Below are 23,826 nucleotides of genomic sequence, written 5' to 3'. Positions count from 1 at the left end.
CGGCCGTGGCTCACTCCATCATCTGGACGTGGGGATGGTCCGGGGCGGCCGGGCAGACGTGGAGCTGGAGGTTGTAGTTGCCTCTGATGTCGATGAGGGTGGGTGTCGTCCGGTCACGCGGGACACGCGGGGCCGGGCCGGCGGGTTCCCCTTCGGGCCGCCAGCTCTCGCTGCCGATGTCCCACTCCGAGCTGGCGAGGGTGAGGAGCGGGATCTCCTCGGTGCCGCACGCGGGACAGTCGCGGGGCTCGGGGTCGGTGAGGCTCCAGCAGGTCCAGCCGCCGGCCTTCCAGCCGGGGGCGGTGCTCAGGTTGCGGAAGTAGAAGTCCTGGGGGTCCTCCGACTCGCCGTTGTCCCAGTCCGCCCCGGCCGCCTCCCACAGGCTCTCGTCGTCCAGCCGGTCCCGCAGCTCCTCGCTCAGCTCCATGGGGCTCGGGTACTCGGTGACCCGCTCCGGCGCGAGCACGCAGGGACGCGGCAGGTAGGCGTCGAGCTCGATCACGGGCGGCTCGGGCGGGGCGTCGAGGACGTCGGTGACGGTGGCGGACGAGCGCCAGAAGAGGGCGGTCCGGGGCTCCGACACCCCGTGGCCGTAGGGGCACCACAGGACCTGGAGGAGGTCGGCTCCGGCAGGGCGGACGGGGAGAGCGACGTCCTCGGCGTAGAGCTGGGCCACGGGCACCATGGCGACCGGGCCGTCGGACCACGGGCGGCCCTTCCGTATCCGCCTCGCGGTCTCCTCCTCCTCGGGCGTCCACACGGGTGCCCCCGGATCACGCAGCCGCCGTTCGTCCGCCGCCGCCCGGTCACGGCGCAGGAGCCGTACGTCGTCCGGGGAGAGCGGCCTGCCCTCGGCCGCCTTCTCGTCGTGCGGCCCCGCGCAGTACGGCCACGGCTCGTCGGCGGGCCACAACAGCGGCCCGCCGACGGAGCTGTCACGTACGGACGGCGCCCCGGGCCGGGGATGCAGCCGGGTCGCCGTCCGCGCCAGCGGGGCCAGTTGGGGAACGAGCGTGACCGGGTCGACCGGCCGTGGCGGGGTGGTGAAGCGCATACCGGCTCCCGAAGGCGCGAACTGGATTCTCCGTCACCGGGATCGAGCGTCCCGGTGTCTTCCTTGGCGTGGGGACGGGGACACGGGAGACAGCTCTTCAGCTGTAGCTGTAGCCGTTCCGTCGTCCGCTTGTTCGATATTAACGTTCGTCGGGGGCTCCCGCCGGCAGGGTGCCGGTCGTCCCCGGGGAGACGCCGTCTTCCCCCAGCCCGCCGTCGCCGCTAAGGTCACCCTCCTGACCGACGTGCTGAGCCCGGTTCCCCGGTCTCGGCCCTCAACTCTCTGCCGGCGCTGGAGCCGACGCCGACGAGGACGGACTCCGGGTCCCGCCCGTGCCCGCGTCACCCGGACGACTCCTGGCGGCGGGGGACGGCGCCCACGAGGGGCCCCGCTCTCCCGGCCCGTCCCACCGCGCAGCGGAAGGCCCCCGCCGTGACAGCGCGGCACCGGTTCCGTCGTACCGCACCCGAAGCCCGTCGCCCCGTGTCAGGGGGCGAGGGTGCCGGGCCGGGCGGCGCGGGCACCGTCTCCTACCGTTCGGCTCTGCGCACCCCGGGCGCCTTGGCCTTCTTCCTGGCCGCCGCCCCCGCCCGGCTCGGGGTGGCCATGGCCGGACTCGGCATCGTCTGGCTGGTCCGTGCCGGGACCGGGTCCTTCGGGACGGCCGGCCTGGTCACCGGCTCCTTCGCCGTGGCGGAGACCCTGGCGGGCCCGCGGACGGCCCGCCTCGTGGACCGCTTCGGACAGCCACGCGTCCTCGTGCCCCTGCTGTGCGCGCACGCCGTGGCCGTCGCCGCCCTGGTCGCGTTGGCCCTGACGGCGGCGCCCGTGCCGTGGCTGACGGCGGCCGGGCTCGCGGCCGGGGCGACCGTCCCGCAGATCGGCGCCCTCTCGGCGGCCCGCTGGTCGGCCCTGCTGCACGGCAGGCCCGGACTCACCCCGGCCCTCGCCCTCGAAACGTTCAGCAACGAGGCCGCCTTCCTCCTCGGCCCGGCCCTCGCGGTGCTGGCGGCGACCAGGGTCCACCCGGCCGCCGGTACGGGGCTGGCGGGCGTGCTCGTCGTGGGCGGGGGGCTGGTCTTCGCGAGGCTGCGGCGTACGGCCCCGGCACCGGCGGGGAGGCCCGCCGGAAATGCCCCCACGAGCGCCCGGGGCCAAAGAGCCTTTCTGGCACCGGAGTTCATCACCCTGCTGGCCGTCAACCTGTCCCTGGGCGTCTTCTTCGGCGCGACGCAGGTCTCGGTGAGCGCCTTCGCCGCCGCCCGCCACGCCGCCTCGGCGGCCGGACTCCTGTACGGACTGATGAGCGTGACCAGCCTGCTGGCCGGTCTGGCTTACGGACGACTCAGGGGCGGTACTGCTCCGGCCGCTCAACTCCCTCTGATCGTGGCCTTCCTGGCCTGCGCGTCACTGCTGCCGCTCCTGGCGCGGTCCCCCTGGCAACTCGGCCTCGCCCTCCTGCTCCAGGGGGCGGGCGTGGCTCCGTGCCTCATCGTCTCCTCGACGCTGGTCGAGTCGGTGGTGGACCGGCGGGTCCTGACCCAGGCGTTCACCTGGACGAACTCCGCGAGCGCGGCGGGCGTCGCCGTCTCGGCAGCCGTGGTGGGCCGCCTCGTCGACGGCCCCGGCGGCACCCGGGCGGGCTTCACCGTCCCGGTGCTGGCGCTGGCCGCGACGGCGGTGGGGACGTGGGGCGGACGGCACGCGCTCGCGGGGGGTGCCAAGTCGGGCTGACGGCCGTCCTGATCGGGTTGGTGTCCGACGAGGACGGGCGGTCCCGCTCAGACGCCCTCCGGGACTCCGGGGCGCGGGCCAGTCCGCAGTGCGGAAGTGAGCGCCTTCCGACTGGGCGGGGCGCTCGTCAGATGAGGGTCGCTGGTGGTGATCAGTCGGCCAGGTGGTCGAACTCTCCCGCCTTCACTCCCTTGAGGAACGCGGCGAGGTTGGCGCGTGAGGTGGTGACGACGATCTCGGGGGCGTCGCTCTCGCGCAGCCTGATCTCTCCGTTCACCTCCGCCAACTCCACGCAGTTCTGATTGTTGTCGGCTCCGGAGAACGAGGATTTCTGCCAAGCGATGGACTCGGTCATATCGGCGAACTCAACCTTTCTGAGCGGAAGTTGCGCATGCGTGCGGGATCTCGGTCGTGCGCGGCGAGATGGGCCCCACTGGTGGGGCAAACAGCTCCCGCCCTCTGGTCAACTGAGCTTCCGCGTCGGAAGATACGCCGTCGAAGGCGCTGCCCGGCTGAACGGTGTCCCGCTCCAGGATCGGTGCGCCCGCGTACGCCGCGAAGTGCGCGGACCCGCTGATCCGGGCGTCACATGCCGCACGGCGGAGACGGCTGGGACGGCGCGTCGACGGGGTGTGATGCGGCACTCGCCCCGCGTTCAGACGCCCTCCGGGACTCCGGCGCGGGCCAGTCCGCCGCGCAGCCGCCCGCACGGCCCGCGTGCGGCGACGTAGCGGTCGACGCGCCGCTGCCCGGCGGTGGCCGGGAGGGCGTCGAGTCCGGCGAGTACGAGAACGGGCGCGCCGGTGCGTGCGCAGGCGACCCAGGTGGAGCCGACGGAGAGCGGGACGGGGGCGTCGCCGTTCCCGAGGCGGAGGACGGCCTCCGGGGTGGGCCCGGTGCCGAGGGAGACGCGACAGTCGGGAAGCGGGACGGGGGACGGCCGGCCGTCGAGCAGCGGGCCGAGCCCGATCCGGTGGCACAACAGCCGCATGCGAAGATCGAGTTGATGGGTGGTCTCGTGGGTGGGATGCGGGGCGAGGAGGAGATGCGGGACGGGCCCGCGCGCGGTGAAGGTGACCCAGGCCCAGGCGCCGAGACCGGCCACGTCGCACGGGCGGACATCGCAGCCCTGGCCGACCTGACCGTCCGGCCCGTTCACGGGCCACCTGGCCCGGGTCCGGCCGGGCACCCCAGGACGAGCACCCGCACGGGCCGCACCCGCCACTCGGCCCGTGTCCCGTCGTCCAGCCGGACGGAGAACCCGCAGGGCTCACCCCGCAGGAGAGCGGCGAGCGCGGGGACGGTGCCGCCTCGGTCCAGGGCGCGGTGGGCCCGGCCCAACTCCCGCTCGTTGAGGACGAACAGCTTGTTGTCCCGCACCTGGCGCCGCACGAGGCGGAGGGCTTCCCGGGGGGAGGGAAGGATACGTAACTCTCGTAGTTGAGGGACGTGTACATGGCCCGCCGGAAAGGTGTGTGCCGCTTCCACTCGGTATCCGTGCTGGAGGTGCTGTGCAACAACCATGGTCGCGTCCTGCCTGAGCCATCGCAGATGACGTATGCCGGTTGGCCACGTAGGGCGACGATACTGGGACACCCGGTGATGTAGCAAGTATTACCCGGAACATACTTCTACCGGGTGGGGTACGTGAGTCAATGGCCGGGCGCGGCTCGCGGAGCGGGTGTCCTTGCGGGGATGTTCGCGTCCTGGCTCAGAAAGCGATCGAACTCCCCGGCCTTCACACCCTTGATAAAAGCCCGGAGATTGTCCGGAGTGGTGGTCACGACGACGCCGGGCTCCTCACTCTCCCGCAAGGCGATGCCGCCCGTGGCGGTGGCCCCCACCTCGATGCAGTTCAGCGCGTTGCCGCCGGAGAATGAGGACTTCTGCCACTCGCTCACTGGGTCCATGGTTCCGTCTCTCACAGTTCGCGTGCGATGTGGTGGATGAGGTGCTGCGACTCGTCGGGATCCAGCGAAAGTCTCTCCGCGGAGTCGATCAGGGTGCGATAGCGCTTGAGGTCTATCGCGCTGTCCAGGAAGGTTCCCCCGAAAGAGGTGTCGATCTCGACGGTGTCCAACTCGGGGATGGGGCCTTTGGCCAGCAGGGTGGGCTGGGTGGCCTCGATGAACTCGGTGATGGTGAACGGGAGGACCCGCAGCGTCACATTGGGTAGTTGGCCGAACTCAATGAGGTGGTGGAGCTGCTCCCGCGTCACCTCCCGGCCGCCGAAGCGCATGCGCAGAGCGGCTTCGTGGATGAGCATGAGGCAGGGCGTCCGCCGCTCGGAGTTGATGACCTCGGCGCGCCGCAGACGGAACTTGATCCGGGCCTCGGTCTCCTCGGGCGGCAGCGGCGGGAACAGCGAGGTGTAGATGGCTCGCATGTAGTTCTCGGTCTGCGAGATCCCCGGCACCGTGAGGCCCTGCACGGAGCGCAGTTCAGTGGCGTGGTACTCCATCTCGGCGATGTCGAGAAAGCCTCTATGGAGGATGCCCCGGTACTCGTCGAACCAGAACTGGCCACGGTGTTCACGGGAGATCGCGCACAGGGCCTCGACCAGGGCCGGGTGGTCGCACTGATAGAAGGTGCACAGCCTCCGGATGCGCTCCTCGCTGACCCCGATGCGGCCGGACTCGATGTTGCTGATCTTCGCCTGATCGACCGAGAGGAGGCCGCCGGCCTCGCGCGCGGTCTTTCCGGCGGCCTGCCGCAGCTTGCGCAGCTCGGCACCGAGGCGGGCCTGACGTGCGGTCGGGTTGTCCCTGGGCGGCATGGGTCTCTTTCTCTCGGGATCTCTGAGTGTGCCGTCAGATCAGGACAAGGTCCACTCGTGACCTAGCTGATCAGTGGTCGACTTGCTCCGGGGTAAGGATTTCCCTACTATCAGTGTCCGTGCGCGCCCTTCAGTCAGAAGTGCACCCGTTTGCAACTCTCTTGCGGTCGCGCCAGCTGGACCTCGGGCACCGACCGGCTTCGTCGCGTCTTCCATACGCCCCTCGTGGGGAGAGGGAACTCCCGCCATGGACTTGTTGCGTACGCAGACCCCTCAGGTGGCCTTGAGCGGCCCCCGGCCCGCGAGTTGACCGGTCCGGCCGACTATCGCCTGTCGGTTCCCAACGACTCTGCCGCTCCTCGCCTGTTACGCGACTTCCTCGCGGCCGTCCTGCGACGTGCCGCCCACGACGACCTCGTGGAGGACGCCAGGGGGTGCCTGAGCGAGATCGTCAGCAACGCGTACCGGCACACGGGTGCCGGGCAGGTCCGGCTGTACATCGCCGTGCGGCGCGGCCGCGTCCTCGTCGCCGTCACGGACGACGCCCCCTCGGCGCTCCCCGCGCGGCGCGAGGGACAGCCGTACGCGGAACACGGCCGGGGGCCGGCCCTCGTGAGGGCGCTCGCTCACCGCACCGGCTGCCGCGTGCACTCGCGGGACGGACGGCCGTACGAGAAGACGGTGTGGTTCGTGCTGGAGGGCGCTCGGTCCACACCGGAGGAGAGCCGCTGACGCCGGCCGTCCCCGGGGCCGCCCTCGGATGCTTGGGTACGGCACGTGCCTCGGACTATGGTCAACCCATGGGCGTGGAATCGGTAGTTGCCGTCATGACCGTCAAGCCGTCGGCGTTCGCCGCTCCCTTCCACCATCTCCTTACCCGACCCGTGGTCGAGGTGGACGGCCTCGCCTACGAGGGCCGCTGGGGGACCTGGGAGATTCCGCTGTCCTTGGGCTCGGGGGCCCCGGGCGAGCACCGCGTCACGGTGTATTTCCGCTACCGGACGCAGCGAACGGCGCGTCTCGGGGAGTCGTGGGTGGACATCGCCGTCGCACCCACCGAGCGGCGCGTCCGTCTGACCGCGCGGCTCGGTCCGGCGAACGGCAGCACGTTCAGGATCACGGCCCACGCCGACGGACTCGACGTCAAGAGAACGCCCGGGGCGGGCGGTTGAGAAGGAGGCGGGGCGGCCGGATTCGAACCGGCGTCCTCCGAGATGCCGTCGCGGCGCACTACCTCTGTGCTACGACCCCGCCCTTGGCTGGTGATCGTACTGGCCGGCCGGGGCGGATGCGCGGGGTTCACGACGTGACCGGAGCCGCTTCGCGGAGAAAGCGGTGAAGCGGCCGGCCCCGGCGGCCCGAGGCACCGGGCGGGGCGCCCGCTTCGCCTACGCCGACCGCGCCACCCGGAACCCCACGTCGTCCACCTGGAAGGACGGGTGGCTGCGGCGTCGCGCGGAGGCGCGCAGGCTCCAGTGCTCGTCGAACCAGCCGCCGCCGCGCAGGACGCGGTAACTGCCGTACACCTGGGGGTCGTAGAGGTCCCAGCACCAGTCCCAGGCGTTGCCGAGCATGTCGTACAGGCCCCACGCGTTGGGCTGCTTGCCGCCCACCGGGTGGACGCGCTCGCCGGAGTTGTCGCGGTACCAGGCGATCGCGTCGAGCGTCCCGTAGTGCGGGCCCGTCGTACCGGCGCGGCAGGCGTGCTCCCACTCCGCCTCGGTCGGCAGACGGTAGCCGTCCGCCGACCGGTCGTACGTGACGTCCTCGCCGTCCAGCGTGTAGACGGGTGTGGCACCCGCCCGCACCGAAAAGGCGTTGCAGAAGCGGATCGCCTCCAGCCAGGAGACCCCGGTGACGGGCAGCCCTCCCCGCGGGGCCGGACCGGTCGTTCGCCCGCCGGTGACCTCCGCGTACAGCTCCTCGGTGACGGGGAACGCCGCCAGCCGGAAGGGGGCGAGGTCCACCGTCCAACCGCGTTGTGTACGGCGGTCGGACAGGGTTACCGGGCCTGCCGGGACGTCGGTCATGCGGTGGTGCTTCGCGCTGAGGGCCATGGTCGGCGCATCGTATCCGGGGCCGGTCCGGTGACGGGGGCCCCGACCGCCGCCCCTCACCTCACCAGGGCACCTCGCCCGCGTCCTCGAAGAACTTGCCGGTGGGGCCGTCGTCGGGGAGCGTCGCGAGTTTCACGGCGATGGCCGCGCCCTGTTCGGGGGTGCGTACGCCTTGGAAGCCGTTGAGGTCGGTCGCGACGTAGCCGGGGCACGCGAGGTTGATCAGGATGTTCGTACCGGCCAGCTCCCGGGTGTACTGGACGGTGACGGCGTTGAGGAAGGTCTTCGAGGGCGAGTAGGCCGCCGCCACCGGACCCGTCGTCAGCTCGCCGTCCGTCCCCGACTGGCGGGTGAGGGAGCCGACGCTGCTGGACATGTTCACGATGCGCGGCGAGGCGGAGCGGCGCAGCAGCGGCAGCAGCGCGTTGGTCACGCGGATGACGCCGAGCACGTTGGTCTCCACGACCGTCCGGATGATGTCGGGATCGACCCGGGTGGGCTCCTGCGGCATCCCGCCGGTGATCCCCGCGTTGTTGACGAGGACGTCCAGGCGCCCGGCCCGTTCCTCGATCAGGCGGGCGGCGGCGGTCGTGCTCGCGTCGTCGGTCACGTCGAGCGGTACGCCGAACGCGTCGACCCCGGCCGCGCGCAGCCGCTCCACCGCCTCCTCGCGCCGCCCGTCGTGACGTGCCCCGACGCCGACGCTCCAGCCGAGCGCGCCCAGGCCCAGCGCGATCTCGTAGCCGATGCCCTTGTTCGCGCCGGTGACCAGCGCGGTGGTGTGTTGTTCACTCATGGTCGCCATGCTGTCCTCCGGGCGCGGCGGGAGTCCAACACCGATGGGTCCAGGACCGATACTCGCCGGGTATCGGTGCGGGGTACCGTGGGTGGATGGAGACCCGGGAACTGCGTTACTTCGTCGCCGTCGCCGAGGAACTGCACTTCGGGCGCGCCGCGCGGCGGCTCGGGATCGCGCAGCCGCCGCTGTCGCGGGCAATCCAGCGGCTCGAACGGCACCTCGGGGCCGTGCTGCTGGACCGCACCAGCCGTACCGTCGCGCTGACCGAGGCCGGTGCGGTGCTGCTGGCCGAGGGCCGGGCGGCCCTGGACGCGGTCGACGCCGCCGAGCGTCGTACCCGCCGCGCCGCCGCGACCGGCCGTCCCGGCCTGGTCCTGGCAGCGAAGGCGGGCGCGTCCAGCGAACTGCTGGCGAAGCTGCTCGACGCCTACGCCGCCGGACCCGGCGCCGCCCCCGTCGACGTCACCCTGTGCGGTCCGGGCCGGCAGGAACGGCTCCTGCGCGAGGGCCGGGCCGATGTCGCGCTGCTGCACCGGCCGTTCGACTCCACGGAGGGGTTCGACACCGAGGAACTGAGCACGGAGGGGCAGGTCGTGGTCCTGCCGGCCGGGCACCCGCTCACCGTCCGGGACCACGTGCGGACGGCCGAGGTCGCCGCGCTGCCTGACCTGCCGCTGCCGCGCTGGCCGCACCCCGACGGCGGCTACCCGCCCGGCCCCGGCCCGGAGGTGCGCGACCACGCGCAGTTGTTCCAGCTCGTCGCGCTCGGCCGCACCTGCGTGATCGCCCCGGAGTCCAGCCGGACGCAACTGCACAGCGGCGTCGTCGCCGTCCCCGTGGTGGACGCGCCCGCCGTCACCACCGTGATCGCCTGGCCGGCGCACAGCCGGTCCCGGGCCGTCGCGGACCTCGTCCGGACCGCGACGGGTCTCCAGCGGGTCGGCCCCGGAGACGGGCGGGGGTGATCGGGCGGGCGGCCGGGGGGCAGGCGGTTGACGGTCCTGCCTCGGGGCTCCGGCGCGCCCTGCCTCGGCCCTCCGATGGGACGGATCAACGGGGTGAGGCGCCTGGTGGAGAGGCGGGCCCACACCCCGCGCCCCGCGCCCCCGCCCCCGGTCGCTCAGTTCCCGTCGTCCTCCGCCTGGCGCTCCATCGCCTGGCGCTCCTCCGCCTGGCGCTCCATCGCCTGGCGCTCCTCCGCCTGGCGCTCCATCGCCTGGCGCTCCTCCGCCTGGCGCTCCTCCGCCTGGCGCTCCTCCGCCTGGCGCTCCTCCGCCTGGCGCTCCTCCGCCTGGCGCTCCTCCGCCAAGCGCTCCAGTCCGGCCTCGGTGAGTACGTCCTCCGCGTCCCAGTGGACGGCGGCGGAGGCGAGGTCCGCGTACTCCTGACGGCTGACGGGGACGCGGAAGAACGCGAGCGCGTGGACGAGGTGGTCCAGGGCCGTCTCCGCCTCGTCGTCGTCCACGAGGCCGATCGCGGAGGTCAGGGCGGCCGGTGGCAGTTCCCCGGCCTTCCGCAGGCGGAACCTGATACCGGCGGCTGTCGCACGGACGAGAGCCGCCGGGCCGGAGGGGGCGGGCGGGGCGGGTGACGCGGACACGGAGCCTGCTCTCTGGCGCGGACGGCCGGTTCGTTCCCCCGCTCGCGAGGGGCGGCGGCGTGCTCGCGCGGGGACCGGCCGGAGGGGGGGCGGAGGCGGTGATGTGCTGCGGTGCGGACGGAGACCGGTGGCGCGCCGGGGGTTCGGCGTCGGCCCCGAGGGCGCGCCCGGCGCGCCCTCTTCCTCCCCCCAGCCAGCTCCTCCCGCCCCCTTCCCGCCCGTCCTCCTCAGTCTTCCGGACTGATGCCCCGTACGGCCAGGTCCAGCAGGCGCTTCGACGCGGCGGCCGGGTCCGGGTGCCGCTCCGTCGCCAGGGCGATGCCCGAGACCAGAGTGAGCAGGTCGAGGACTGTCACGTCCCGCGCCGTCACCCCCTCCGTCGCCGCCCGGCGCAGCAGAGGCCCGGCGGCCCCGGCGAGCCTCGCCGCGCACGCGCTGAGGTGCTCCGGGGCGACGGGTGCCGCGTCGGGCTCCGGGAGGGACGCCGGGACGGGTGCCGCGTCGGGCTCCGGGAGGGACGCCGGGACGGGTGCCGCGTAGGACGCCGCGTCGGGCGCCGGGTCCGGCGTCAGGGCCGAGGCCAGCCCGCGCGCCGAAGCCGCGTACGAGCAGAGGGCGGCCAGCCACTCCAGGAGCGCGGCCCGGACGTCCTCCCGGCGCGCCCCCTCGTCCGCGAGGACGGCCAGGGCCTCGATCCGCTCGTGGAAGACGGCCTGCAACAGCGCGCGCCGGTTCGGGAAGTGCCGGCGGACCGTCGCCGAACCCACCCCCGCCGTACGCGCGATCTGCTCCAGGGAGGCGTCCGCGCCGTGCTCGGCGACCTCGTCCCGCGCTACCGACAGGATGCGCGCGTAGTTGCGGCGCGCGTCCGCGCGCTGGGCCGTCATGGCGGACCTCCGTATTCCTCGCCCGCCCGCCGGTCGTTCCGTGCCTTGCTAAGTGGCGGGGTCCTCCGTATCGTAGTCGACGCTAAACGGCGGGCCCCGCCGTTTAGCTGAACGCGTCACGAGGAGCACCCATGTCCCTTTCCTCCGGCCCCGCACCCGCGCCCGCACCCGTCCTCGTCACCGGTGCCACGGGACGGCAGGGAGGTGCCACGGCGCGGGCCCTGCTCGCCGCCGGGGTCCCGGTGCGGGCCCTGGTGCGCCGCCCGCGGTCCGCGCGGGCGCGGGCCGTGGCGGCGCTCGGCGCGGAGCTGGTCGAGGGCGACCTGCGCGATCGCGACTCGGTGGTCCGGGCGGCGCGCGGCGCGCGCGGGGTCTTCTCGGTGCAGATGCCCGAGATGGACGGGAACCCCTTCGAAGGGGAGGTCGCCCAGGCCGTCAACCTGATCGAGGGGGCGCTGGCGGCCGGGGTCCCGCAGTTCGTGCACACCTCGGTGTCCGGCGCGGGGCAGCACACCGGGGCCCCCGGCTGGGCGGAGGGGCGCTGGACCGCCATGGAGCCCTACTTCGCGGCGAAGGCCGGTATCCAGGACCGGGTCAGGGAAGCGGGCTTCGCGCACTGGACCCTCGTCAAGCCCGGCTTCTTCATGGACAACTTCCTCCCCTCCATGGAATTCCTGCTCCCGCGCGGACTGGAGGGCGGCATCGTGTCGGTCCTGCGCCCGCACACCGTGCTGTCCCTCGTCGCGGTCGACGACATCGGCCGGGCGGCCGCCGCGGCCTTCACCGACCCGCGCCGCTTCGACGGGGTGGAACTGGAACTCGCGAGCGAGTGCCTGCCGATGACCGCGATCGCCGACGTCCTCTCCCGTGCGACAGGGGCCGCGCTGGCCGCTCCCGACATGACCGAGGAGGAGGCCCTCGCCGCCGGTATGCCGGCCATGGGCGCCTCGCACGAGTGGATGAACGTCGTCCGCCACCCGGCCCGCCCGGAGTACGCCCGCGCCCTCGGCGTCCCGCTCACGAGTTTCGCCGAGTGGGCCGGGGCGCACATGCCGAAGGTGGCCTCCGGCGCCGCGTGAACCCCCTCGCAATGAGGCGGCGTTGGCCCGGGTGAGGCTCGCTCCCCGGCCGCGCCGCTCTCCCGGTGAGGAGGTGCGCGCGTACGGCGGCGGTCCGGACGTCACCGAAAGCCCGGCGGGTGGCGGCCCTCCCCGGGCAGAATCGGTGGCATGGACAGCGAACCGGGCATCTTCTCCTCCGCCCCTCTCCGGCTGGAGGGGCACGGGCTGGTGTTGAGGGAGTGGGACGACGGCGACATACCGGCCCTGGCCGAGTTGTACGAGGACCCCGAGATCGACCGCTGGACCCCGGTCCCCTCACCGTTCGACGAGAGCGCCGCTCTCGCCTACCTCGCGGCGGCACGCAAGGGCCGCGCCGAGGAACGCGCGGTGCACCTGGCCGTGACGACCGACGGGGGCGCGCCCCTGGGCGAGGTCCTGTTCTTCCCCGGCGGTCCCGGCGGTCCCGGCGGTCCCGGCGGTCCCGACGGTCGCGACGTCGAACTCGCCTACGGCATCGGGTCCCGCCACCGGCGCCGGGGACTCGCCTCCCGGGCGGTCCGGGTCGTGGGGGAGCACCTCTACCGCCACCGCGCGACGCGACGGGTGCTGCTGCGCATCGAGCCGGACAACGTGGCGAGCGCGGCGGTCGCGCGGTCCGCCGGGTTCCGGCTCACCGAGGACGAACCGGTCGTACGCGAGGCCAAGGGGCGCGAGGCGGTCCTCCGCACGTGGTGCCACCGGCGGCCTCCGGGCGAGCCGCGGCCCAGGCCGTGACGACCGCGCGGCCAGGACGAGGGGCCGTGCGCGAGCGTTTCCCCCGCCCGGCCCGGCCCGGCCCGGCCGCGCCCGACCCGGCCCGATCCGACCTGGCCCGCCGCGCCCGTCACTGGCCGGAGTCACGGGTGGGGGAGCGGCCCTCGTGACACCCCGCCCCGGCGCGGGGCCCGGCCTCGGACGCCGGGGCCCCTTGCCGCGTACCGGCACGAGCGGTGCGTCCGCGATCTCGATGACCGGCTGTACGGACGGGCGACGACCGTCTGCGCCCACGCGCGGGTGAACCCGGCGATCGCGGGCGGCAGTTCGAGGAGGCTGACCAGCCGTGAGGCCGGGAGCCCCCGCGCCGTCGGCAAGACCGTCGTCAGCGCCGTCGGCCTCGTGTCCTGCCCCCGTCCGGCCGAGACCCGTCCGTCGAGACCCGTCCGTCGACCAACCTCCGTCGGGCACCCCCCGTCGAGCACCCTCCGGACGAGGACCCGTCCGTCGCCACCGCCCACACGGCCCCTCAGGCCGAAGCCGCTCCCGCGAACTCCGCCTCCGCCTCCCGGGTCGTGACGGTTCCCGCCTCGCGGCCCGGGGCGGACTGGAAGCCCCAGTACAGGTTGGTGTGGGCGATGACCTCGGCCGGTTTCGGGGCCCCGTAGGCCGACAGGTCCTCCGTCGTGTGCGCGTCCTTCACCAGCAGCGTGTCGTAGCCGCGTACCAGCGCGCCGTGCAGGGTCGAGCGGACGCAGGCGTCCGTCTGCGCGCCCGACACGAGGAGGCGGCCGACGCCGGCCGCCGCGAGGGCGGACTCCAGCCCGGTGTCCTCGAAGGAGTCGCCGTAGGACTTCTGGATCAGCGGTTCGCGCTCCTCGCGCACCAGCTCGGGGACGTACTCCCACGCCTCCTCGCCCCGTACCAGCTCCTCGCTGTTGTGCTGCACCCAGACGACGAGGACCCCGGCCGCCCGCGCCGCGCCGACCAGGGCCGCGATGTTGGCGACCACGGCGTCGCGGTCGTGCGAGGGGGCCATCACCCCGTTCTGCACGTCCACGACGAGGAGAGCGGTGTTCGGGCGGCTGGTGAGCGTCGTCATCGGGTCTCCGTCGGTCGCGGGGGCCGGTCGTGGCCGGACACCGGGGTGGCGGGCCCGCGGGCCCGCGGGCGCACCGATCGTACGGCCGCGGACATGCCGGAGGCGCGCCCTTCCGGCGACCCGTTCGCGCAGCGTCGCGAGGGGAGGGGGAGAGGCGCGCCTTCGGTTTCGGCGTGCGGTGGCCGGCGGGGGCCGGCCCGGGTCCGGCCGGGGGCCCGGCCGTCCGGTCAGAGCAGCCGCACCGCGCCCGAGGCCGGGTAGCCCGAGAGGTCCTGGATGACGACGCCCTTGCCGGGGTTGGCCGCGTCCAGGTACTGGCCGCCGCCGATGTAGACGCCGACGTGGTACGCGGAGCCCGCGCCGCCCCAGTACAGGAGGTCGCCGGGCTGGACGGACGACAGGGACACGGGGGTGCCGGCCGTCGACTGCTCCTGCGAGGTGCGCGGCAGGTCCACGCCCGCCGTGCGGAACGCGGCCTGGGTGAGGCCCGAGCAGTCCCAGGAGTTGGGGCCCGTACCGCCCATGACGTACGCGTCGCCGACGTGCGACTTGAGGAAGCTGATGACGCTGCCCACACTGCCGCTCGCCGGGGCGGCGGCCGTCTGCGAGGAGCTCGTGGCGGTGGCGGAGGAGGAGCCGGAGGAAGAAGAGGAGGAGGACGACGAGGACGAGGCCGGGGCGGACAGCGTCGTGCGCTGCGCCGAGCGGGAGGCGCGCGCCTTCTCCTCGGCGGCGGCCTTGCGCGCCGCCTCCTCCTCGGCCTTCTTCTTGGCCTCGGCCTTCTTCTTCGCGTCCGCCTGGTCGTGCTTCGCCTGCTTCACGGCCTTGGCGACGGCCGCGTCCTGCTCGGCCTGCAGCTCGTAGGTGGCCGCGGTCTGCTGGGTGGCGTCGGCCACGGCCGCCGCGACCGAGGACAGGTCGGCCGTGAGGGTGGGCATCTCGATGGTCTCGGTCACCGGCTCGGCGGCGTTCGCCGAACCAGCCGCACCGGCCACCGCGAGGGTGCTGAACACGCCACCGGCGACGCCGGCCCGCAGTGCCATCTTCGAGGCGCTCCGGCGGGGCTTCCGGTGACTGGGTATGTGAGCGGTGTGGGGCATGTGGACAAGCGGTATCAGGGCCTCTACCCCCGCTTCAAGAAACGTGGGCTGCGCCACAGTTGGCCGCAAACGGCGCGAAACGACCCCGTCTCATTCGCCCTTGACCGGCCATTGGGGCAAAAGGGGCGCTGGCCGGTGTGTGGTGATCATGGCCGTGATCATGCTCTTTCCGTGATTCGCCCGAATTGCCCCGCGCTTACCATTCGTTGGAGTGATTGGCCAAGCCTCGCTTTTACGGGCACCGGCCGGGAGTGGCGGAGGTCACGGAACGGTCACCTTCGCCCTCGCGTCCCGCGCGGGGCCCGCGCGCCCGGCCGAACCCTTCCGGCGGGGCCCGGTCCCTGTCGCGCCGGCCGCCGCAGGAGCGCCCCCCGCCGCCGATGACGTGCCGCTCGTGAACGCGTGCACGTGGCCCCCCGCCTGACGGGTCCGGCGGTTCCCGCGCGCCCCGTACGCGTGGGTCCGCTCTCCCGCCCCCGGTCGCCGCCGGCATCTCCGTGTTCGCCACGCGCTATCGACTCTTGTCCCGCTTTGTCCCGCTGTTGGCGGAGGCGGGCCCTATATCAAGTGATCGAGTCCAGCGCCAATTTGCTTGAGGCTACATCTTCTTGGTAATGGGACGTCGGCTGCGACCTGCGGAAACCGGCCAGTTGATCACCACTGGTGATCATGTGGCTGCCGCTCGTGCGAACAATGCCGCTCATCCGACTTCATGATCCACCGTCAGGTGGTGGAGATCACAAACTCAGGGCCGTACCCCGTGTCGCAGATCACAGGAGGGCGGGCATAGGATGCGGGGCAGCCAGGCTTGTGAACTGCCTCACATATGCGCGATCTTCGCGGGGCGGGAAACGGGCCGGACGTCCCCGGGCGGAAGCCCGGGGGGACCCGCGTATGCAGTCAGTGCCGACTGAGAGGAGCGAGGAGCGGTGAACGCTTATGCGCCCATCCTCGTACTGGGAGCCCTCGGGGCAGGCTTTGCGATCTTCTCCGTGGTCATGGCCACGCTTATCGGTCCAAAGCGGTACAACCGGGCGAAGCTCGAAGCCTACGAGTGCGGTATCGAACCCACTCCGACGCCGGCCGGCGGCGGGCGCTTCCCCATCAAGTACTACCTGACGGCGATGCTCTTCATCGTCTTCGACATCGAGATCGTCTTTCTCTACCCCTGGGCCGTGACCTTTGACGCCCTGGGTGTTTTCGGGCTCGTGGAGATGCTGCTCTTCGTGCTCACCGTCTTCGTCGCGTACGCGTACGTATGGCGGCGCGGCGGCCTGGAATGGGACTGAAACCCGCGAGGGACAGAAGGGTCTAGGGGCCACCAATGGGACTCGAAGAGAAACTGCCGAGCGGTTTTCTGCTGACCACCGTCGAACAGGCCGCGGGCTGGGTGCGCAAGTCGTCCATGTTCCCCGCGACGTTCGGCCTCGCCTGCTGCGCCATCGAGATGATGACGACCGGGGCCGGGCGCTACGACCTCGCCCGCTTCGGCATGGAGGTCTTCCGCGGTTCACCGCGACAGGCCGACCTCATGATCGTGGCCGGGCGGGTCAGCCAGAAGATGGCGCCGGTACTGCGTCAGGTCTACGACCAGATGCCCAACCCCAAGTGGGTCATCTCCATGGGGGTGTGCGCCTCCTCGGGCGGGATGTTCAACAACTACGCGGTGGTGCAGGGCGTGGACCACGTCGTGCCCGTCGACATCTACCTGCCCGGCTGCCCGCCCCGGCCGGAGATGCTGATCGACTCGATCCTCAAGCTGCACCAGAAGATCCAGGGCGGCAAGCTCGGAGTCGACGCGCGGGAAGCGGCCCACGAGGCGGAGGAGGCCGCGCTCAAGGCGCTGCCCCTCATCGAGATGAAGGGGCTGCTGCGGTGAGCGACGAGCGCCGAAACGACACTCCGTCCCCGGGCGGCGACGGCGGGACGAGCCGGGGGCCCGCCGGCGCGGGCGACGTGGACCGCGAACCCGTCGCGGGCGCGGGCCCCGAGAGCCCCGGCGCCGAGGGCCAACTCCCGGCGCCACGCGGCCAGTCCGACGAGGTACTCGCCGTACGCAAGGGCATGTTCGGGGCCGCGGGCGGCGCCGACACGAGCGGCTACGGCGGGCTCGTGCGCACCGTCCGGCTGCCCGGCGCCTCCACCCGCCCCTACGGCGGCTGGTTCGACGAGGTCGCCGACGAACTCGAAGGGGCCCTGGAGGAACAGGGCGTGACGCCCGGGGACGCGATCGAGAAGACGGTCGTGGACCGGGGCGAGCTGAGCTTCCACATCGCCCGCGCACACCTGCGGCGCGTCGCCCAGACCCTGCGCGACGACCCGGCGCTGCGCTTCGAACTGTGCACCGGCGTCAGCGGGGTGCACTACCCGGGCGACCGGGGACGCGAACTGCACGCCGTCTACCACCTGCGCTCGATCACCCACAACCGGCTCATCCGGCTGGAGGTGAGCGCCCCCGACAGCGATCCGCACGTGCCCTCGCTGGTCTCCGTCTACCCGACCAACGACTGGCACGAGCGCGAGACCTACGACTTCTTCGGCCTGGTCTTCGACGGCCACCCCGCCCTCACGCGGATCATGATGCCCGACGACTGGCAGGGCTTCCCGCAGCGCAAGGACTACCCGCTCGGCGGCATCCCCGTCGAGTACAAGGGCGCCCAGATCCCGGCTCCCGACCAGCGGAGGTCGTACACATGAGCACTCAGGCATCGGCCGCCCGCGACACCACCGAGGGCCGGGTCTACACCGTCACCGGAGGCGACTGGGACGAGGTCGTGCAGGCCGCGGCCCAGGCCGACGACGAGCGGATCATCGTCAACATGGGCCCGCAGCACCCCTCGACGCACGGGGTGCTCCGCCTGATCCTGGAGATCGACGGGGAGACGGTCACCGAGGCCCGCTGCGGCATCGGCTACCTGCACACCGGGATCGAGAAGAACCTCGAATTCCGCAACTGGACGCAGGGCACGACCTTCGTGACCCGCATGGACTACCTCACGCCGTTCTTCAACGAGGCCGCCTACTGCCTCGGCGTGGAGCGCCTGCTCGGCATCCAGGACCAGATCCCCGACCGCGCCACCCTGATCCGGGTCCTCCTGATGGAGGTCAACCGCATCTCCTCCCACCTCGTGGCCATCGCCACCGGCGGGATGGAGCTGGGCTCGACCACCATCATGATCTACGGGTTCCGGGACCGGGAGCTGTGCCTGGACCTGTTCGAGCTGATCACCGGGCTGCGCATGAACCACGCGTTCATCCGCCCCGGCGGCCTCGCCCAGGACCTGCCGCCCGGGACGCTCGACGCGCTGCGCGAGTTCGTGAAGACCATGAGCCGCAACCTCGTCGAGTACGACAAACTCGCCACCGGCAACCCGCTGTTCAAGGGCCGCATGCGCGACGTCGGCTACCTCGACCTGGCCGGCTGCATGGCGCTCGGCGCGACCGGTCCCGTGCTCCGCTCGGCGGGTCTGCCGCACGACCTGCGCAAGTCCCAGCCGTACTGCGGGTACGAGACCTTCGACTTCGAGGTCCCCACCGACGAGAGCTGCGACTCCTACGGGCGCTTCCTCATCCGCATGGCCGAGATGCGCGAGTCGCTGCGCATCGTCGAGCAGTGCGTCGAGCGGCTGCGCGAGCCCGGCCCCGTCATGGTCGCCGACAAGAAGATCGCCTGGCCCGCCCAGCTCTCCCAGGGCCCCGACGGCACCGGCAACTCCCTCGACCACATCCGGCAGATCATGGGCACCTCGATGGAGTCCCTGATCCACCACTTCAAGCTGGTCACCGAGGGCTTCCGGGTACCGCCCGGACAGGTCTACGAGGCGATCGAGTCGCCCAAGGGGGAACTCGGCGCGCACGTCGTCTCCGACGGCGGCACCCGCCCCTTCCGGGTCCACTTCAGGGACCCGTCCTTCACCAACCTTCAGGCCATGGCCGCGATGTGCGAGGGCGGCCAGGTCGCCGACGTCATCGTGGCCGTCGCCTCCATCGACCCCGTGATGGGAGGAGTCGACCGGTGACCGACGTCAGTCTGGGGATGCCGCAACTCCCCGCGCCCGACTACCCGAGCGAGGTCCGCGCCCGGCTGGAGGAGGACGCGCGCGCCGTCATCGCCCGCTACCCCGGCTCCCGCTCCGCGCTGCTCCCGCTGCTGCACCTCGTGCAGGCCGAGGAAGGCCACGTCACCCGCACCGGGATGGCCTTCTGCGCCGAACTGCTCGGCCTGACCACCGCCGAGGTCAACGCGGTCGCCACCTTCTACACGATGTACCGGCGCGCCCCCAGCGGGGACTATCAGGTCGGCGTGTGCACCAACACGCTGTGCGCCGTCATGGGCGGCGACGCCATCTTCGACGAACTGCGCGAACACCTCGGCGTCGGCAACGGCGAGACCACCGAGGACGGCAAGGTCACGCTGGAGCACATCGAGTGCAACGCGGCCTGCGACTTCGCGCCCGTCGTGATGGTGAACTGGGAGTTCTTCGACAACCAGACCCCCGAGTCCGCCAAGCACCTCGTGGACGACCTGCGCGCGGGCCGCCCCGTCGAGCCCACCCGGGGCGCCCCCCTGTGCACGTACAAGGAGACCGCCCGCATCCTCGCCGGCTTCCCCGACCAGCGCCCCGGCGCCGTCGAGGCGAGCGGCGGGGCCGGGGCGGCCTCCCTGGTCGGGCTGCGCCTCGCGAAGGGCGAGTACTCCCAGCCGCACGTCGTGCACCCGCGCGGCGAGAACGCCCCCGAGGACCGCGAACCGGCCGGCACCCCCGCGGACCAGCCGCCCGCCGGACACCCCAGCTCGCACGACGCGCCGCAGGAGACCTCGGCGTCCGACCCCGCGAACCCCGCGGGACCCACCGCCGAGGAGGGGGAGTGATGACCGTGGCCGCCGAGAACCCGGACGCCGCCCGTCACGGGGACGGACACGGAGGCAAGGGCCCCGAGGACGTCCTGACGCCCGTGCTCTCCTCCTTCTGGGACCAGCCGGGCTCCTGGACGCTCGACACCTACCGCAGGCACGACGGCTACGAGGGACTGAAGAAGGCGCTCGCCATGGCGCCCGACGACCTCATCGCCTACGTCAAGGACGCCGGACTGCGCGGACGCGGCGGCGCCGGCTTCCCGACCGGGATGAAGTGGCAGTTCATCCCGCAGGGCGACGGCAAACCCCACTACCTCGTCGTCAACGCCGACGAGTCGGAGCCGGGGACCTGCAAGGACATCCCGCTGCTGTTCGCCAACCCGCACGCCCTCATCGAGGGCATCGTCATCGCCTGCTACGCGATCCGCTCCTCGCACGCCTTCGTCTACCTGCGCGGCGAGGTCGTCCCCGTCCTGCGCAGGCTGCACGAGGCGGTGCGCGAGGCGTACGCGGCCGGCTACCTCGGCGAGAACATCCTCGGCAGCGGCACCGACCTCGAACTCACCGTGCACGCGGGCGCCGGCGCCTACATCTGCGGGGAGGAGACCGCGCTGCTCGACTCCCTCGAAGGGCGGCGCGGACAGCCCCGGCTGCGGCCCCCCTTCCCCGCGGTCGCCGGTCTCTACGCCTGCCCCACCGTGGTCAACAACGTCGAGTCCATCGCCTCGGTGCCCGCGATCCTGCACCGCGGCAAGGAGTGGTTCCGCTCGATGGGCAGCGAGAAGTCCCCGGGCTTCACGCTCTACTCGCTCAGCGGGCACGTCACCAGCCCCGGCCAGTACGAGGCCCCGCTCGGCATCACACTGCGCCAGCTGCTCGACATGAGCGGCGGGATGCGCGCCGGGCACCGCCTCAAGTTCTGGACCCCCGGCGGCTCCTCGACCCCCATGTTCACCGAGGAGCACCTCGACGTGCCCCTCGACTACGAAGGGGTCGGCGCCGCCGGGTCGATGCTCGGCACCAAGGCGCTCCAGTGCTTCGACGAGACCACCTGCGTCGTGCGCGCCGTCACCCGGTGGACCGAGTTCTACGCCCACGAGTCCTGCGGTAAGTGCACCCCCTGCCGCGAGGGCACGTACTGGCTCGTCCAGTTGCTGCGCGACATCGAGGCCGGCAAGGGACAGCTCTCCGACCTCGACAAGCTGAACGACATCGCCGACAACATCAACGGCAAGTCCTTCTGCGCCCTCGGTGACGGCGCCGCCTCACCGATCTTCTCCTCCCTGAAGTACTTCCGCGAGGAGTACGAGGAGCACATCACCGGCAAGGGCTGCCCCTTCGACCCCGCCAAGTCCACGCTCTGGGCGGACAAGCACGTGGAGGTGACCGCATGACCGTGACCACCGGCGCCCCCACCGGGGGCGGCGCGGCGGCCGTGCCGCCCAAGGAGGACTTGGTCGCGCTGACCATCGACGGCGCCGGGATCTCCGTACCCAAGGGGACCCTGGTGATCCGCGCGGCCGAACTCCTCGGCATCGAGATCCCCCGGTTCTGCGACCACCCGCTGCTCGACCCGGCCGGGGCCTGCCGCCAGTGCATCGTCGAGGTGGAGGGCCAGCGCAAGCCGATGGCCTCGTGCACCATCACCTGCACCGAGGGGATGGTCGTCAAGACCCAGCTCACCTCGCCGGTCGCCACCAAGGCGCAGCACGGCGTGATGGAGCTGCTGCTCATCAACCACCCGCTGGACTGCCCGGTGTGCGACAAGGGCGGCGAGTGCCCCTTGCAGAACCAGGCGATGTCCCACGGGCAGTCCGACTCCCGCTTCGAGGGCAAGAAGCGCACGTACGAGAAGCCGGTACCGATCTCCACGCAGGTGCTCCTGGACCGCGAACGCTGCGTGCTGTGCGCGCGCTGCACCCGCTTCTCGAACCAGATCGCCGGCGACCCGATGATCGAGCTGATCGAACGCGGCGCGCTCCAGCAGGTCGGCACCGGCGAGGGCGACCCCTTCGAGTCGTACTTCTCCGGGAACACCATCCAGATCTGCCCGGTCGGCGCGCTCACCTCGGCGGCCTACCGCTTCCGGTCCCGGCCCTTCGACCTGACCTCCTCGCCGAGCGTGTGCGAGCACTGCGCGGGCGGCTGCGCGACCCGCACCGACCACCGGCGCGGAAAGGTCATGCGGCGCCTGGCCGCCGAGGACCCCGAGGTCAACGAGGAGTGGCTCTGCGACAAGGGGCGCTTCGGCTTCCGCTACGCCCAGCAGGCCGACCGCCTCACCAACCCGCTGGTCCGCGACAAGGAGAGCGGCGAACTGCGGCTCGCCGCCTGGCCCGAGGCGCTGGAGGCCGCCGCCGCCGGACTCGCCGCCGCGCGCGGCCGGGCCGGGGTGCTCACCGGGGGCCGGCTGACCGTCGAGGACGCCTACGCGTACAGCAAGTTCGCGCGGGTCGCCCTCGCCACCAACGACATCGACTTCCGGGCCCGTACGCACAGCGGTGAGGAGGCCGACTTCCTCGCCGCGCACGTCGCCGGACGCGGACGCGACCTCGACGGCACCGGTGTCACGTACACCACGCTGGAGCAGGCGCCCACCGTCCTGCTCGCCGGGATCGAGGCCGAGGAGGAGGCGCCCGGTGTCTTCCTGCGGCTGCGCAAGGCGTGGCGCAAGCACGGGCAGCGCACCTACTCCCTCGCCACGCACGCCACCCGGGGGCTGACGAAGGCCGGCGGCACCCTGCTGCCCGCCGCGCCCGGCACCGAACCCGAGTGGCTGGACGCGCTCGCGGGCGGCGTCGGACTGGAGGAGCTGGGCCGCGAGGCGCTTGAGGCGCTGCGCGCCGAGGGCTCCGTGATCGTCGTCGGGGAACGACTCGCCGGGGTGCCGGGCGCGCTGAGCGCCGCCGTACGCACCGCCGCCGCGACCGGCGCGCGGCTCGTGTGGATTCCGCGCCGGGCCGGGGAGCGCGGGGCGATCGAGGCCGGGGCGCTGCCCACGCTGCTGCCCGGCGGCCGGCCCGCGACCGACCCGGGCGCCCGCTCCGAGGTCGCCGCCGCCTGGGGACTGGCCGGACTGCCCCCGCAGCACGGCCGCGACACGGGGCAGATCCTCGCCGCCGCCGCCGAGGGGGAACTGGACGCGCTGCTCGTCGCGGGCGTCGAACTCGCCGACCTGCCCGAACCCGGACGGGCCCGGCAGGCGCTCGGCCGGGCCGGCTTCGTCGTGAGCCTGGAGCAGCGGCCCAGCGAGGTGACCGCGCTCGCCGACGTCGTCCTGCCGGTCGCCGCGGTCGCCGAGAAGGACGGGACCTTCCTCAACTGGGAGGGCAGGGCGCGGATGTTCGAGGCCGCGCTCAAGCCGGACCAGATGACCCGCAGGCTCCCGCCCGGCGACCTGCGCGTCCTGCACATGCTCGCGGACGCCATGGACGCCCACCTCGGACTGCCCGACCTGCGCGCCGCCCGCCGCGAACTCGACGCGCTCGGCGGCCGGGAACGGCGTACGGAGACGGACACGGCCCGCGCCACCCCCCTGCCGCGCACCGCGCCCGAGCCCCGGCCCGCCGCCGGGGAGGCCGTACTCGCCGGGCACCGGCTGCTGCTGGACCAGGGGCGGCTCCAGGACGGGGACGAGGCGCTGGCCGGGACCCGGCACGCCGCCGTCGCCCGGCTGTCCGCCGCGACCGCCGCCGAGGCCGGCGTACGCGACGGGGAGGTCCTGGAGATCGGCGGCCCCGGCGGCAGCACCGCGCTGCCGCTCCAGGTCACCGCCGCCATGCCCGACCGCGTCGTGTGGCTGCCGCTGAACTCCACGGGCGGCGGCGTCGCCTCCGACACGGGGGCGCGGCCCGGCGGGCTCGTCCGCATCGGGCCCGCCACCGCGACCGCTGCCACCACCGTCGCCGCCCAGGAGACGGAAGCGGGGGTGGAGGCATGAGCAGCGCCCCCGCCGCGGGGCCCACGCCCCGGCGGCGAAGCCGAGAGCACACCGGAGGTGCAGTCGTGAGCCAGGTACCCGTCCGCCCCGACGCGGAGGTGGGCG

General features: G+C 72.8%; 24 protein-coding genes, 1 tRNA gene and 2 pseudogenes. 13 read left to right on the top strand and 14 right to left on the bottom strand.

Translation table 11 applies throughout. The features are described 5' to 3' along the window. Nucleotides 1-10: 10 nt before the first annotated feature. Nucleotides 11-1,054 carry a hypothetical protein gene (locus tag ACFYMP_RS13545; RefSeq protein WP_388855487.1) on the bottom strand — a complete coding sequence of 348 codons (1,044 nt, stop codon included), beginning with the start codon at nt 1,052-1,054 and terminating at the stop codon, nt 11-13. 483 nt (nt 1,055-1,537) lie between these two features. On the opposite strand from ACFYMP_RS13545, the gene ACFYMP_RS13540 reads away from it, so the two are divergent. Continuing rightward, on the top strand, nt 1,538-2,788 hold the full coding sequence (locus tag ACFYMP_RS13540) for an MFS transporter (protein ID WP_388855484.1): 1,251 nt from the start codon (nt 1,538-1,540) through the stop codon (nt 2,786-2,788). 151 nt (nt 2,789-2,939) lie between these two features. Here the strand turns inward: ACFYMP_RS13540 and ACFYMP_RS13535 are convergent, their stop codons facing one another. From ACFYMP_RS13535 to ACFYMP_RS13515, 5 genes are all read right to left on the bottom strand, one after another. Next, on the bottom strand, nt 2,940-3,143 hold the full coding sequence (locus ACFYMP_RS13535) for a DUF397 domain-containing protein (protein ID WP_388855481.1): 204 nt from the start codon (nt 3,141-3,143) through the stop codon (nt 2,940-2,942). Nucleotides 3,144-3,443: 300 nt separating this feature from the next. Then, nucleotides 3,444-3,947 carry a hypothetical protein gene (locus ACFYMP_RS13530; protein WP_388855478.1) on the bottom strand — a complete coding sequence of 168 codons (504 nt, stop codon included), beginning with the start codon at nt 3,945-3,947 and terminating at the stop codon, nt 3,444-3,446. Continuing rightward, nucleotides 3,944-4,180 (bottom strand): hypothetical protein, encoded by a 237-nt coding sequence (locus ACFYMP_RS13525; RefSeq protein ID WP_388855475.1) that lies wholly within the window; start codon nt 4,178-4,180, stop codon nt 3,944-3,946. The genes ACFYMP_RS13530 and ACFYMP_RS13525 overlap by 4 nt, the downstream gene beginning before the upstream one ends. A 260-nt stretch (nt 4,181-4,440) precedes the next feature. Then, a complete protein-coding gene (locus ACFYMP_RS13520; RefSeq protein WP_388855473.1) occupies nt 4,441-4,689 on the bottom strand; it encodes a DUF397 domain-containing protein in 249 nt (82 codons plus the stop codon). 20 nt (nt 4,690-4,709) lie between these two features. Continuing rightward, nucleotides 4,710-5,564, bottom strand: a complete 855-nt coding sequence (locus tag ACFYMP_RS13515; RefSeq protein ID WP_388855471.1) for a helix-turn-helix domain-containing protein — start codon at nt 5,562-5,564, stop codon at nt 4,710-4,712. 306 nt (nt 5,565-5,870) lie between these two features. Here ACFYMP_RS13515 and ACFYMP_RS13510 point away from each other — a divergent pair, with 306 nt between their 5' ends. Together ACFYMP_RS13510 and ACFYMP_RS13505 are read left to right on the top strand one after the other, a co-directional pair. Then, a complete protein-coding gene (locus tag ACFYMP_RS13510; RefSeq protein WP_388855467.1) occupies nt 5,871-6,296 on the top strand; it encodes an ATP-binding protein in 426 nt (141 codons plus the stop codon). Nucleotides 6,297-6,364: 68 nt separating this feature from the next. After that, nucleotides 6,365-6,736, top strand: coding sequence for a hypothetical protein (locus ACFYMP_RS13505; protein ID WP_388855464.1), 372 nt, complete (start codon nt 6,365-6,367; stop codon nt 6,734-6,736). Between the two features lie 6 nt (nt 6,737-6,742). On the opposite strand, the gene ACFYMP_RS13500 is transcribed toward ACFYMP_RS13505, so the two are convergent. The 3 genes from ACFYMP_RS13500 to ACFYMP_RS13490 form a co-directional block, all read right to left on the bottom strand. Beyond that, nucleotides 6,743-6,817 (bottom strand) — tRNA-Pro (locus ACFYMP_RS13500). A 135-nt stretch (nt 6,818-6,952) separates the two neighbouring features. After that, nucleotides 6,953-7,621, bottom strand: coding sequence for a formylglycine-generating enzyme family protein (locus ACFYMP_RS13495; protein WP_388855461.1), 669 nt, complete (start codon nt 7,619-7,621; stop codon nt 6,953-6,955). A gap of 61 nt (nt 7,622-7,682) precedes the next feature. Continuing rightward, a complete protein-coding gene (locus ACFYMP_RS13490) occupies nt 7,683-8,417 on the bottom strand; it encodes an SDR family oxidoreductase (protein ID WP_388855458.1) in 735 nt (244 codons plus the stop codon). Nucleotides 8,418-8,512: 95 nt separating this feature from the next. Between ACFYMP_RS13490 and ACFYMP_RS13485 the strand changes: the two genes are divergently transcribed. Continuing rightward, nucleotides 8,513-9,385: a LysR family transcriptional regulator gene (locus tag ACFYMP_RS13485; protein WP_388855456.1), complete on the top strand. Its 873-nt coding sequence runs from the start codon at nt 8,513-8,515 to the stop codon at nt 9,383-9,385. Nucleotides 9,386-9,540: 155 nt separating this feature from the next. Here ACFYMP_RS13485 and ACFYMP_RS13480 read toward each other — a convergent pair whose 3' ends face one another. The 3 genes and pseudogenes from ACFYMP_RS13480 to ACFYMP_RS13470 form a co-directional block, all read right to left on the bottom strand. Continuing rightward, entirely contained in the window at nt 9,541-10,020 is a 480-nt protein-coding gene (locus ACFYMP_RS13480; RefSeq protein WP_388855453.1) for a hypothetical protein, read from the bottom strand. A 227-nt stretch (nt 10,021-10,247) separates the two neighbouring features. Then, nucleotides 10,248-10,454 (bottom strand): annotated as a pseudogene (locus tag ACFYMP_RS13475) (TetR/AcrR family transcriptional regulator); the annotation flags it as partial. 333 nt (nt 10,455-10,787) lie between these two features. Further along, nucleotides 10,788-10,907: pseudogene (locus tag ACFYMP_RS13470) on the bottom strand (TetR/AcrR family transcriptional regulator); the annotation flags it as partial. Nucleotides 10,908-11,038: 131 nt separating this feature from the next. On the opposite strand from ACFYMP_RS13470, the gene ACFYMP_RS13465 reads away from it, so the two are divergent. Both ACFYMP_RS13465 and ACFYMP_RS13460 read left to right on the top strand, forming a co-directional pair. Beyond that, the gene (locus ACFYMP_RS13465) at nt 11,039-11,986 is read left to right on the top strand and encodes an NmrA family NAD(P)-binding protein (RefSeq protein ID WP_388855450.1); all 948 of its coding nucleotides are present in this window, start codon (nt 11,039-11,041) and stop codon (nt 11,984-11,986) included. Between the two features lie 150 nt (nt 11,987-12,136). Further along, entirely contained in the window at nt 12,137-12,742 is a 606-nt protein-coding gene (locus ACFYMP_RS13460; protein WP_388855447.1) for a GNAT family N-acetyltransferase, read from the top strand. 508 nt (nt 12,743-13,250) lie between these two features. Here ACFYMP_RS13460 and ACFYMP_RS13455 read toward each other — a convergent pair. Both ACFYMP_RS13455 and ACFYMP_RS13450 read right to left on the bottom strand, forming a co-directional pair. Beyond that, nucleotides 13,251-13,823 carry an isochorismatase family protein gene (locus ACFYMP_RS13455; protein ID WP_388855444.1) on the bottom strand — a complete coding sequence of 191 codons (573 nt, stop codon included), beginning with the start codon at nt 13,821-13,823 and terminating at the stop codon, nt 13,251-13,253. Between the two features lie 227 nt (nt 13,824-14,050). Next, nucleotides 14,051-14,923: a C40 family peptidase gene (locus ACFYMP_RS13450; protein ID WP_388855441.1), complete on the bottom strand. Its 873-nt coding sequence runs from the start codon at nt 14,921-14,923 to the stop codon at nt 14,051-14,053. A gap of 929 nt (nt 14,924-15,852) precedes the next feature. Here ACFYMP_RS13450 and ACFYMP_RS13445 point away from each other — a divergent pair. From ACFYMP_RS13445 to ACFYMP_RS13415, 7 genes are all read left to right on the top strand, one after another. Further along, complete coding sequence (locus ACFYMP_RS13445; protein WP_007383963.1) at nt 15,853-16,212, top strand: NADH-quinone oxidoreductase subunit A; 360 nt, start codon at nt 15,853-15,855, stop codon at nt 16,210-16,212. Nucleotides 16,213-16,247: 35 nt separating this feature from the next. After that, nucleotides 16,248-16,802 carry a NuoB/complex I 20 kDa subunit family protein gene (locus ACFYMP_RS13440; RefSeq protein ID WP_388855438.1) on the top strand — a complete coding sequence of 185 codons (555 nt, stop codon included), beginning with the start codon at nt 16,248-16,250 and terminating at the stop codon, nt 16,800-16,802. A gap of 77 nt (nt 16,803-16,879) precedes the next feature. Further along, entirely contained in the window at nt 16,880-17,620 is a 741-nt protein-coding gene (locus ACFYMP_RS13435; RefSeq protein ID WP_388856025.1) for an NADH-quinone oxidoreductase subunit C, read from the top strand. Next, nucleotides 17,617-18,942 (top strand): NADH-quinone oxidoreductase subunit D, encoded by a 1,326-nt coding sequence (locus tag ACFYMP_RS13430; RefSeq protein ID WP_388855435.1) that lies wholly within the window; start codon nt 17,617-17,619, stop codon nt 18,940-18,942. The genes ACFYMP_RS13435 and ACFYMP_RS13430 overlap by 4 nt, the downstream gene beginning before the upstream one ends. A 17-nt stretch (nt 18,943-18,959) precedes the next feature. Beyond that, nucleotides 18,960-19,796 carry an NADH-quinone oxidoreductase subunit NuoE gene (nuoE, locus tag ACFYMP_RS13425; RefSeq protein ID WP_388856022.1) on the top strand — a complete coding sequence of 279 codons (837 nt, stop codon included), beginning with the start codon at nt 18,960-18,962 and terminating at the stop codon, nt 19,794-19,796. After that, nucleotides 19,796-21,175 (top strand): NADH-quinone oxidoreductase subunit NuoF, encoded by a 1,380-nt coding sequence (nuoF, locus tag ACFYMP_RS13420; protein ID WP_388855431.1) that lies wholly within the window; start codon nt 19,796-19,798, stop codon nt 21,173-21,175. Before nuoE ends, nuoF begins: the two co-directional genes overlap by 1 nt. Next, nucleotides 21,172-23,721, top strand: coding sequence for an NADH-quinone oxidoreductase subunit G (locus tag ACFYMP_RS13415; protein WP_388855428.1), 2,550 nt, complete (start codon nt 21,172-21,174; stop codon nt 23,719-23,721). The genes nuoF and ACFYMP_RS13415 overlap by 4 nt, the downstream gene beginning before the upstream one ends. Nucleotides 23,722-23,826 lie beyond the last annotated feature (105 nt).

This window comes from Streptomyces sp. NPDC007088 (genome assembly GCF_042869355.1).
GTDB lineage: Bacteria > Actinomycetota > Actinomycetes > Streptomycetales > Streptomycetaceae > Streptomyces.
This window is presented reverse-complemented; position numbering and strand designations above follow the sequence as displayed.